Here is an 11893-nt window from a genome sequence, read left to right as displayed (position 1 = left end):
ACTGCTTTTTTTGAGGGATATTTTCCTGAAGATGCACAAGTTCTTGAAATCAGACGAGATTGACCAAGAGAGATTTCAAAAAGTTTAAAACCTCAATAGGATAACAAAAGAAGAACATAAAATCATTGAGGAGAGTTTAAAATGAGTAAAACATACCCAAATGAAAAAGACGTGTTTTTCATAGGTGCGGGGTTTTCTAAGGAGTACGGCATTCCATTAGTAAGTGAATGGTTTGAGCAGATATCTCAATTTGATAAGTTATCTATAAAATTTCTGTATGATTATAATTGGTTGGAGGATAATGAAAAAAAATCAATTTGCGATGATGCTGTGCTTCAAAAAGATATAAGGAAGATATTCAATTTATTAGCAAGAGTAGATTCATCCATAAAAAAGGATATTTGTAAGGCTTTAATTTATCTTCAAAATCAAAAGAATACTACCTACTTAAAAGATTTTATGTGTTTAATTAACTGGATGCTATATCTCAATTATTTGAAATACTTCAAAGACAAAAAAAGATTAGATTTTTATAAAAAGATAATTAGAGAAAAGAATACAATAATAACTCCCAACTATGATAACTTAATAGAACGTGAACTTCCTGGAGGATGTTATGAAAACAAGACCTCTATTTCTAAACTCAAGAATATTCATTGCGGATTTAAAAAAAATAATGAAGAGATAAAATATCCTTTAATCTTGAAGATTCATGGTGGTCATGCTTATGTTGATCAAAGTAAAAAAGAAAGTCATAAAAAAGATTTTTTGTTTATTTACACTAATGATAATAAAAAATTTCTAAGTTATACGGATTGTAAAAAAAAGATGGGCGATTATGGAAATGATATTGGTTTCAAACAAAATGATATAAAATATGAACAAATAATAATCCCGCCCCTAGATGATGGCACAAAAAAGAAGTTGATAAACTCTTTTCAGGCGTACTTTGATACTACCCAGGAAAATGCAAAAAACGAATTAACAAAAGCAAGCAGAGTTTTTGTAATTGGATACAGCTTTAACGAGTTAGACGATCATTTAAATAAATTGTTTAAAGAAATAAAATGCCCTGTTTGGGTAGTACTCCCTGGGAAACCAAATATCTCTGCATTATTAAAAATTTTTCCAAGAGGCTGTAAATATTTACAAATGACTGCTGGAGATTTTGTGCTTTATTATCCAAGTCATTTAGAACAATGTTTTGAAAAAGCAATTGAGATAAAATGCCCAAATCATTAAATCTTCTAAGAGTGGTACCGTATGTTCCTGAAGAACGGCTTGAAAGAAAACCCATGAATGTTAGCTATGGGGCTTTGCCTCCTACAGCAAATTAGCTTCTTGATAAACATAAAAATTTAATGACAATGGTTGCATACGATCCTTGAGGTAGTATGAAAGAGATTTGCACCTTCTTCTTCCCTGGATGTAGTTCATCAGATACAGGAATACCAGTCTTCAGTGAAGCAACATCAAAAAAGAGCTGACGAGAAGTTCCCTCGGAGCTTGCTTCAGGTAATTTTCGTACAATAAAGTCACGAAAGGTTACCTGATATTCCTGCATTATTTTTTGGATAAGCGCTATCATTTCAGGATCGTATGTTTCGAGTTCATCGGGAGTTCCAAATCCGACAAGAGGAGCACCAGCGGCATAGATTGCTGAAGAAAGCCGCTCTGTAGGAAAAAGAAGCTCATTGACTATTACATATTTGCTGATTTTTTGTTGAAGAAACAACGTAACCATACGATTGTAGATTACACTCTGGACACTGTGCACATAAAGCTGGAGAATCCGTTTAGGGTTTCTGCGAAGTTCTTCGAAAGGATGGGTAACTGAAGGATTCATGAGTTTTGCTGCTTGTTCCATGTTCTGATGAAGTAATGCCATACCGATGGCAATGTTCTGGGAACTAAAGCGCTGTACATCAAAATAATTCGGTAAGTGATAATTGATATCTTTAAGTACCAGTAATTGCTGTTGGAGCTGGTCAATATCAGCAGAATCAAGATTTCTGACTGTAATCACAAAAGCATTTCCTTCATGACTTCCCAAATTCAAACGTTCATTTCCTCTGCCGAAATAGCGAAGGGTGATACTCCCATTTGCTCCAAAGGATTTTTCCTGAAATCGAGGAACATAACCACGGATAGAGATATATTGTTCAGTACATGCATACCTATCTTTTGCTCCTGCATAATTAATACGCTTTCTGGGCAGGTGAAGTTGTTGTGCGATTAACGCAACAGCCTTTTCAGTTGTATAATCACACTTCCGCAATAAAAAATAACTATATGTTCCGTTTTCTATAAACGTGAGCTGTTTCTTCTCTTGAACAATAAAATCCTCAGGAATTTTTTTAAGCAGGTACATCTGAGACAGAAAATAGAAAAAGTATTTATAACTTTATGGACTTTTCCCCAAATTATTGATTATAACGGGATAGAAGATTACAAAAAAGATACCAGGGGATGATCATGGCTATGAAAGAATATCTTGTCTATTCTCCCAGAGAACCAAAAGTAAATCAGGCATTTTATGGCTTTCTTGAAATGCATGGACCTACCGTGTCTATTGACGAGCTAACCCAAGAACTGACGAGACTATTTGGTGCTCCACCACCTTGGAGACACGAATTTGATGAAAATGAGATGGTACCTGGCTCTAATGGTACTGCTCGAAAAGTAGAGTTTTACCCAATCAGTGAGGGTAATATCCGTATTGATGACAAGTGCTACTGGATTAGGAGTGATACAGGAACTACTCCTACAACTGAGAGGAGAAGAACGAGAAACGGTTGATGAAACAGATAAATGAGTAAAGAATGTTTCCCAAGAAAACTGAGTAATCGAACAGCAAACAACGAAGAAAAATCAGGGAATGAAAAACGACGACCTGACATGGTGTAGAGTAGATTTCCTAAAAAGATTCCGATCAAGACAACGCCAAACCAGGGAAAGAGAGGAAAATAATCAATTGTTGCAAAATGTTCAGGACGAAACCCCAGCCATAGTAACCACGGAAATGAGAAGGTCGTCTGCTTCAACAAAAAACCGATTCCAATAATCGCCATTCCCCCAATGAGATTTAAAATACCAAAGGAGAGAAATGGATAAGCAAGGATAATACTGACGCCAATAAGATGGAGAATACCAAAACGAACATACTGTTCAGGAAAAATAAACCTGGTTGCTAGGGTAATAAGAAGACCAAAAGCGAAAACAAAAAGACCACGCTTCAGTTGTTTTACAAAAGATAATTTTTTATTCTGAGATCGTGCATGGTATGCGCTCAAGGTAAGGGATATTCCTACGACAAGTAAGAATAAGGTTGCTGTTGCCCGAGCAAAGTACAACCAAAATCCTGAAAGAACTTCTATTGCATACCCCGCAAAAAAAGAAAGATCATAGAGGAGATGATACAAAACCATCATCACAATGGCAATACCACGTAAACTATCTATTTCCCAATATCGCTCATTTGTTGTCATTGCATTTTACCGACCATTTTTAGATCATAGAATAAGAGTATCACGAGAATCATGATTCTAGAGGAGCACTCTCTTTTGGACTTGATAGTCGGTCTGCCATGCATTCTTTACATCCTTTCTTTTCAGGACATTTAGGTGGAACAATCGGTGATGAAAGCAGGATTTGAACTTTCTGAATTAATGCTTTCACTTCATCACGCAAAAAAGGATTGATAGCAAGGATGCGATCATCATGGACTGATGGTATTACATCTAAAGTCTCTTCGTGAGAAGTTCGACGTTCAGCATCCAGATACCGAATAATCCCTTCGTTAATTGGCCTTCCAAAGGATTCTTCCAAAAGTAACGCATAGCCGGTCAATTGTATTTTGTGACTCTTCCAGATTTCACCTTCTGGTGGAGTTTTGCCACTCTTGAGTTCATAAGGAACAATCTTATCAGGATAAATTCTAATCTGATCGACGACTCCATTTAATTGAAGTTTGTCAGAGGTAATGCTTAATTCTGACTTAATCTTCGGTTCAAGACGATCCCACAGTTCCTCACCAAAGATTTGATTGGTTTTCACGAACTGAAAAAGATGCTGAGCCCGTTCTTCGGTTTCACGCAAAACCATAGGCCATGCAAGGCGGAACATCTCTTGATCACTAATACCGACAGCAGCTAAGGCAGGATGATTATTGAGTATGGTCATACGTAACAGTTTTCCATAGGTTGTTTTATAAATATGATAGACCTCTGGATAAGAAATAAATCTTCGCACAGAAGTCACAATGGTTTGCTCTCGCCGATTCATGAGATCTATTATGGCATGCTTAATTGTTCCTTTAACCATAACTTCCCGAGGAGGAGGAACAATTTTTAACACTCGTCGTAAGTAGAGGGTTCTAGGACAAAAAAGATATGCAGAAAGGTCTGTAACTGAAACTGTTACCATTAGAGCGGAGAAAGGTTTTAGAATATATAAGACTTATGGCAAAATTGCCAATAAGCTATACTAATCTGGCATCATGGACAATATATCTTCCGCGGTTAACGGACTCCATTGTTGTTGTTGCTTTGACAATCTCGATGCGCTTGTGAAACATCGGGCAGTCAAGCACGAGACTTTCAAATTCGCCACCCTCTCCCGCAATATTAAGACCGTATTTCTCGTGCAATTTTCGTAAGTCTTCAATCATCATTGCGTCAAGTTTTCTTCCTAACCAATGTTCATCAAGTCCTTCAGCGGCTATAGCTCCGATAAGAACAACAAAGTTATTATCAATAAGCATCTTTAATTCTTCTTCTTGATGCATATGCCATAAGGGTGAAAAGATCTTAAGCCCAAGGGTATCACCGATATGTTCAATACGGTCTCGTTGATAGGTTGAATACAGAGCGCCAGTAATAATTCCATCAAGGTGGTATTTTTCTCGTGCAGTATATAATGCCTGATAAAGATCTTGTAATTCTTCTTCCTTCTGGCCTTCAGTTATTTGTACAACAAGAGGTATGCCCAATGCCTGTGCCTGAAGGTCTGCAAGATCAATGTTTGGTGTATGAAACATATACGAATCGGGGTTGTTACTTTTGATGGTTATAAGACAAGCTATCTCATAATTTTGTCGATGCATGACATACATAGCAAAACAACTATCCTTTCCAGAGCTGAAAAGAACACCGAGGGTAAGGTTTTTTCTTGGAAGAAATTGTTGAAGATAAGCTGATTTATGTGAAAATCCCTGTTGCTTCGCTAGTTGTGCTAATCCCTTATCAACATTGCTTCCATATTGCGCGGCTCGCTTTTTGCGCATTGCTATTTCTTCAGGAATGCCCATCTGCCGTGCAGTATCACGCAAAATCTTCTTGCTTTGAGGATGCTCTTTTTGTGGACCATCTAATTTATATTTCGTCGGAATTTTTAATGCATAAGTTACGAGGTCTTTGTCCAAAAATGGTAATCGCAGTTCAATACCATGATGCATGGTGACAACGTCATCACGATACGTATCTCGTTCGTACAATTTCAAGAGCCCGGAAAGACATTCTTTATTGACGTTAGCTTCCTGAAGTAATGCATTCTTATGACGCTCATAGCCAGCAAAAAGTTCTTCTGAACCCAACCCTGAAAACATTACTTTTATCCCCTCTTTTTTTGCAATTTCACAGGCAAGATAAAAGGGTAATGCTACACCAACCTTCACCACATTGGTATCTTCAATAAGTGGTACTACTTTAGGAAGATATGCTTGCATTTCTTGCAGCGAAATGATTCGTGTTTTTAGTTTAAATCCGAAATGTTCAGCAACTTTTTTTGCCATGATGAGATCTTCAGCGGTCTTTTGCCCAGGCTGAGGAGCAAGGGCTGCTGTGTAACAGGTAAACGGCAATCCTAATTGCTGGCAAATAGAAGCAATGATTGTTGAATCAATGCCACCGGAGAATAAAATACCAAATGGTTGATCCGGGATACGTTTAGCAATTGCATTAGTCAACAAACCCCAAAGTTCTTTTTCCATTCCTCTTTTTAGGGCTGTATGTTCAGGAGTAATAGTAAAAAAAGAGCGTGAAATACTCTGGATCCCTGTTTCAGGAGTGTAAAGCAATACCTTTCGCGGATTTACTTCGGTTATAGGATAGTAATGGAGCACTTCTAAAACCTTACGTTCAGACGCAAATGCAAAATTTGGCTGTGTTGCATACCAAAGAGGCTTGACGCCTAAGATATCACGTGCAAGGATAAGGGTATTCTGACGCCAGTAAGCAAATGCATAGACTCCATCAAGTTCTTCAAGAAGTGCAGGGAACTGCTCTACTGAATGCGTATCCAAGAGCTTGAGCAGAAGCTCTGCATCATTTGCAACAGAAAAACGAGCTGAAGTCAGTGTTGAGGAAGAAACAGAAGAAGGAGTTATGGAAAAACCATATTTTTTGGCTAATGTTTGCCAGTTGTAGATTTCGCTGTTCACCACAAGTGTGCCTTTACCAAGTAAAGGTTGTGGAACAAAACCAACAATCGAATGCAAGCAATGACCAACCATTGCTATTTTATCCGCAAATGCACATCGAGGATGAGATGTCTTCTCTCGGAGTTTTGTCAGTTTTTTTTCAAACAAAAACTGGTGACCATCAGAGATACCATACCCATCCTGACCACGGTTTGCCATCATGGATAGTCCATGCACTAAAGAAGAGGTTGCGTACTTTGTACCAAAGATGCCCATAATACCGCACATAAAAGGAATAAACAGAACGGGCTTTATAAATTTCACGACTAAATCTCATGACTGTGCTGCAGATGCGCTGCAAATTCTTTCTTGCTTAACCGTGGGATGATAGACTACCATAGTGATTCGGTTTCCTGGTGGCGTGTAATAAAAAGAATCCGATAATCGAAAGATCATTACTTGTCCTGTTCCTCCGGATTTACTTAGATGATGCTCTGGAGTCAAATCATGTTGGATTGAAGTTATATCAAATCCCTCTCCCTCGTCAGTAACCCGAAGAAGGTAAAATGCAGGACTAAGGAGATACTCAACCGTGATATGTTTTTGGAGATTTTCATCATGATGCTCTGGAATAGGCAATCCTCTCCGTCGGTACTCCAGAATTTCGCCTGCTTCGTTGCCATGAAGTACTGCATTTACATATACCTCACCAAGGAGAAGCCGAGCATCGTCAACAGCATATCCAGATGCCTCTACCAATGGTTGAATATGCTGAGTAAACAAAGGTTGAAACCGTTCATAATCAGAAGAATCGGTATCAATCCTGAGAGAGATCCCACCCGTATCCAATTGAGAAATTAAGTAATCAAGATGGGTATCGTGCTGGAGTGCATCCTGAAGAAATGGTGGTCTTCGTGAAGGATCGGTAAAATCTTCAAGAGAGATATCTTGTTGCGCAAAACTCAGGAGTGCCATACACCAAGAATAGGAACATTAGTTATAAAGATTGTGAAATTTATTCATCACACTTAATATGTTCTTTGGACGCAAGCCAGTTTCCTAAGTCTTGATACCAATCTGATGGAATTTGTGCTCTTAACTCTGGTCCAAGTCTGTCTAATCCAAGAAGATAGCCTCCTATCCCCTGGTCAGTTATGAGTCCACCGGTGTATCTTCCTTTTACTGAAGTGCTTAAACCATGTTGGATAGTTACCGTAGCTGTGTCTCCCCTTGCATTTCTATAAGTAAGCACCACTTGTCGTCCACTTTCTTCAACAAGCCTTGCTTCCAAAAATTCGTTCTTGCCTTGAACGTGATAAGTCTCTTGCATAGTATTACCTCCTTGTTTTACGGATCAACAGGACGTATTTAAATGTTTCTCAAGGTTACTACTTTAAAGGTACTCCCTCAGAAAATTCTTAAAGTTTTCAGAATCTTGTTTGCATAATTCAAGAGAAACGCCAAAATTATTTTCCTTTCCAAAATTTCCATGCAAGTGTTACTGAAATCAGGGCCAAAACAACAATAAGGAGCGGTAACACCATTGTTTTTGCTTTTGCTGTGGTGGACTCATAAACCAAAGAGTCTCCAGTAACAGAACCAGTTATTTGGGGAAGACCGGAGCCAGTGAATGTATTAGTGAGGGAGTTACCATCATCTTTTGAAAGGTACAATACTTCTGATTCGTTAAGGGTTTTGATGGTTGTCTCATTGGCAAAAAGAACTAAGCGTTGAAATCCCAAGGAAATATTCTGAGAATCAAAGACCGTGGTAAAAAAAACATTTTTCCCAGGATAAAGAAAGGCGGGAAATGCAATAATCTCTGTGCCATTAACCAACACCGAGGTTGCATTTGTAAAGGAAACTCCCTCAACAACAACGGTAACATTTGTTATTTCGGGCGAGGAAAGCGCAACATATAAGGTAATTTCATCGGCAAATTTTCGATGTCTGGTATAAAAATCGGTGATGGAAACAGAGGGCGAGGGTAATGCATTTTCTTGAAGATTTTCTGCGAGTGTTATATTGGTGGTTATCAAATCATTTTCTGTTTTCTGGTCGTCTTTTTTGTACTTGACTTTGAACTGATAGATTCCCGGCTCTGCAGCAACAATCGTGTTGGTCAAAACAAGCGTCACCTGACCACCAGGCTTTATGATTGTTTCTTGCTTATTTGCCTCCCGTTCTCCTGAGTAGGCTTTATTCCCTCGATAAGCATAACTCCAGAGCGTTGCAGTACGTTCGAGAGTTCCACTGTTCGTGATACGAATTTTCGTTGAGAAGGGTGTTTCAAGAATCATATGATCGGGAAGCGTAAGTACCTCAAATGAGAGATCTTTTGGAGGTGGGGCAAAAGAGGAGGTAGAGGAAGAAGGAGAATTTCCACAGGATTGTTGTTGAGGACAGGATGCAGAAGGGCAAAGTGAACTTGTCTTTCCATGAACAACCAAAGAGGTATTTATTTCCCCATTAAGACCTTCTATCTTAAGGGTGTAATTGGTGTCAGGAAATGCGTCATCACAATTCGGTTTAAGTTGTACAGGCACGGTAACTTTGTAGGTGGTATATGAATCGTAAACTCGAACAGAACTTACCGTACTTACCTTTTGTTGATCACTATCCTCAACCCAAAGATCAATACTTGATTTGGTGCTATTCCCTCGAGAGATCGATAGCTTTACCGGAATATCTTCTCCAAAAGCAGCCTCCTCGTCACTACCGAGCATGATGTCCTCAACTTCAAGAACCGGAGAAAATGGCTTTTCTCCTTGAACAATAACCCTTTTTTCAGCCACATTGTCGTCAAGAAAAGAATCATTGCAGGCAAGCATAACAAGGCGTGCCTTAATGCGGTAAACATTAATCTGTTCCTCATCAGGAGTCCATGATTTTTGGTTGGTGTTGCTGGTATTGTACGGAGACTTTACCACCATACCAAAAAGATCCTCAATCCAATATTCAATGGTAAATAAAAAGCTCTCGTTATTGAGCGTTGGTGTAAACTCGAGAGATTCATTGGTGAAATAGAGATCTTTTGGTGTGAGGATTGTTAATGAAATATCACAAGGCTGCAATATCGTATGAAGAACAATGATTTGTTGACAAACCTCATTATTCGACAGATTTGTTTCATTGAGTGGATTTGTTTCGTTAATAAAGGCATAGAGAATACGTCCACACAAGGTATAATTCCCCTCGCCGGGAAAGGTATAATTACCGGTTCCATCATTAGTAACGGAAAGAAGATGGGTGGTAAAATTGCTCTCATACAACCGTTCTTGTTCTCCCGCACTATTAAAAACCGTGTAGTTAACCGTTACCGTAATGTTTTCCTGATCTCCCTCTTGGTAAACAAGATTAGTAAGGGTAAATAAATGGTCGTAGGAAACATTGCTCGAGAGGAGATTGTCGAGCGAAATGCTCAGTTCGAGATCATAGCTCGTTGTTTCATTGGTCTCGTTGCTTTCATTTGTTTCATTTGTCTGGTTAAAACCTGGAAGATTTTCAAGAACACTGTTTTGATAACCAGGAGTTCCGTACAAGGTTAGACTTTCAAAGAACGTTTCGTTTGCATACTCAAGCGAATTACCATTACCATCAGCTCCTAAGGCATCAGTATAGGTACCCGTCAATGAAATATTTTGGGATGGATTCTGAAGAATAATCGTTCCTTCTTCATTCGAAAGATAATCCCAATACCCATCTATTGCAATAGCTGAGAGATTCTCACCATAAAAAGACAGGAAACTATCATTATCCACATCTGAACCATCATGGAGTTCTCTAGCGACAATAACGTAACTGTCTGAAGCAAGATCACCTTCTAAAGTTGTTGTTTTCCCTCCAATGATCAGTTCCCACGCTGAAAGGTTCAATGAATTATTGGATAAAGGGTACAGAGGATCAACATAGTAAAGCTCAACCCATTCCACATCAGAATCATCTCCCATCAGGGTAGAGGGATTGTACATAATTTCGTTAAGCATAAGCTCTGCATGGGTAAAGGGTAGGTTGCTTACTAAAAGTATCATACCAAAGAGTAAGAGAGAAAAGTATTGTTTCGGGTGTCTGGTGTATACTCTGATAAAATCAGCCATACAGCAGTTAGATCTGAAACTATTCATAGGGGTTTTGGTAGGATTCGTAGAAGAATTTCGAAAATATGAGAGAAATCAATGAAAAAGACGAAATTATCATTATGATTAGGGCTAGAATGGCTTAAAAAATCGTTTCTTCGGGATAGATCGTTATACCCCGTTCATCAATCCGCATAGGAAAGATCTTAGCTGCATGCTTGACGCCACGCATCTTAAATATCTCTAAACTTCGTTCACGGATATCCCCTTTGCGGATGTTGTAGAGCAAAATAACCCCGTCAGTTTGAAACTCTGCAATGGTTGATAAATGACGCTCAGGGTCTGGTTCCTGCTCAGCGATAAGTAAAGCCGTAATGCCCCATGAAGCCAGTGTTTCTGCAAGTTTTAAGACCGCTTTTCGCTTTGCAAGTTCAGTTTCATGGAGTAAGGTAAAGGCGGTTAATGAATCTAACACTAAACGCTTTGCACCAATACTTTCAATAGCGTCTCTTACGGTACCACCACCAGACTCAAGCACTTTGGCTACTTGCTCTGGTGTATAGGAAAGGATAGTTAATTTTTTATCCTTTATCTTTTGTTCAATGTTCCAGCTAAAACGATAGAAGTCCCTAAATATATTTGTAGGAGTCTCTTCGAAACTCAGGTAAATGCCCGGTTCATTGTACTGTTCAACGCCCTGAACAAGGAATTGCATACCCAAAATAGATTTTCCACAACCAGCTCCTCCACCAATCAAGGTAACTGATCCAGAAAGTAAACCGCCTTCCATAACCTGATCCAGCCCAGGAATGCCCGTGCACACACGCTGCTGTAACAGAGACTGGGTTTGTAGTTGAGATGGAATGAATGCCTTGTCGGTGTTACCATGATGGAGTTTTTTCTTTATGGATGCCCTGATAGAGGCCATGTCTAAGGAATTGGATGAAGGCAAGACCGTGGTCGTGGTTGAACTTAGGGCTGCTGCATCTTGGAGATTTGAATTCTGTTCCATTGATAAAGGTAGAGAAAGAGCCTCATTGAGCTCAGTTTCCTTAGATAATCCTGGATTTTCCAGCAATATTTGTTCTTTTTTTTCGTCGAGGAGATTGCTCATTCCCGAAGAACCTAATCGATCTTTTTCTCCCCTATCCTCTTTTTTTTGATATTTACCAAGATTTTGCAGTAGTCCCATGGTACAGAGCTTTGTGCTACACAAAGATAAAGGAATCCTGTTCTTTAAATAATTTGTGCTAAACCCCGAGAAGACGTGCAAAGAATAAATTAAAAATTAAGAGGAACTAACTGTTCCTCGCTTGTGAAGTTTTGGTTTCTGCTAAAAAATAAGGGTCAGCTGCTGTTCCTTCACTTAATTCCGTCCTTGTGTTCTCATAGCCCCGTC

10 protein-coding genes are annotated in these 11893 nt (G+C 38.9%); 1 reads left to right on the top strand and 9 read right to left on the bottom strand.

The annotated features are described in order from the left end of the window. Nucleotides 1-141: 141 nt before the first annotated feature. A complete protein-coding gene (locus HYW21_03070; protein MBI2548307.1) occupies nt 142-1242 on the top strand; it encodes a hypothetical protein in 1101 nt (366 codons plus the stop codon). A 91-nt stretch (nt 1243-1333) separates the two neighbouring features. Here the strand turns inward: HYW21_03070 and truD are convergent, their stop codons facing one another. The 9 genes from truD to HYW21_03025 form a co-directional block, all read right to left on the bottom strand. Beyond that, nucleotides 1334-2371, bottom strand: a complete 1038-nt coding sequence (truD, locus tag HYW21_03065; GenBank protein ID MBI2548306.1) for a tRNA pseudouridine(13) synthase TruD — start codon at nt 2369-2371, stop codon at nt 1334-1336. Nucleotides 2372-2534: 163 nt separating this feature from the next. Then, nucleotides 2535-2651, bottom strand: coding sequence for a hypothetical protein (locus tag HYW21_03060; protein MBI2548305.1), 117 nt, complete (start codon nt 2649-2651; stop codon nt 2535-2537). 81 nt (nt 2652-2732) lie between these two features. Then, nucleotides 2733-3488 (bottom strand): DUF1624 domain-containing protein, encoded by a 756-nt coding sequence (locus tag HYW21_03055; GenBank protein MBI2548304.1) that lies wholly within the window; start codon nt 3486-3488, stop codon nt 2733-2735. Nucleotides 3489-3537: 49 nt separating this feature from the next. After that, nucleotides 3538-4425 (bottom strand): Dna2/Cas4 domain-containing protein, encoded by an 888-nt coding sequence (locus HYW21_03050; protein MBI2548303.1) that lies wholly within the window; start codon nt 4423-4425, stop codon nt 3538-3540. Between the two features lie 55 nt (nt 4426-4480). After that, on the bottom strand, nt 4481-6706 hold the full coding sequence (locus tag HYW21_03045; GenBank protein MBI2548302.1) for a diphthine--ammonia ligase: 2226 nt from the start codon (nt 6704-6706) through the stop codon (nt 4481-4483). 45 nt (nt 6707-6751) lie between these two features. Then, entirely contained in the window at nt 6752-7393 is a 642-nt protein-coding gene (locus HYW21_03040; protein ID MBI2548301.1) for an ATP-binding protein, read from the bottom strand. Nucleotides 7394-7433: 40 nt separating this feature from the next. After that, on the bottom strand, nt 7434-7748 hold the full coding sequence (locus HYW21_03035) for a hypothetical protein (protein MBI2548300.1): 315 nt from the start codon (nt 7746-7748) through the stop codon (nt 7434-7436). A 136-nt stretch (nt 7749-7884) separates the two neighbouring features. Continuing rightward, on the bottom strand, nt 7885-10515 hold the full coding sequence (locus HYW21_03030; GenBank protein ID MBI2548299.1) for a hypothetical protein: 2631 nt from the start codon (nt 10513-10515) through the stop codon (nt 7885-7887). Nucleotides 10516-10636: 121 nt separating this feature from the next. Beyond that, nucleotides 10637-11686 (bottom strand): hypothetical protein, encoded by a 1050-nt coding sequence (locus tag HYW21_03025; GenBank protein ID MBI2548298.1) that lies wholly within the window; start codon nt 11684-11686, stop codon nt 10637-10639. Between the last annotated feature and the right edge of the window lie 207 nt (nt 11687-11893).

This window comes from Candidatus Woesearchaeota archaeon (assembly GCA_016187565.1).
GTDB lineage: Archaea > Nanobdellota > Nanobdellia > Woesearchaeales > JACPJR01 > JACPJR01.
Note: the sequence above shows the minus strand (reverse complement) of the source record. Positions and strands in the feature narration are given on the sequence as shown.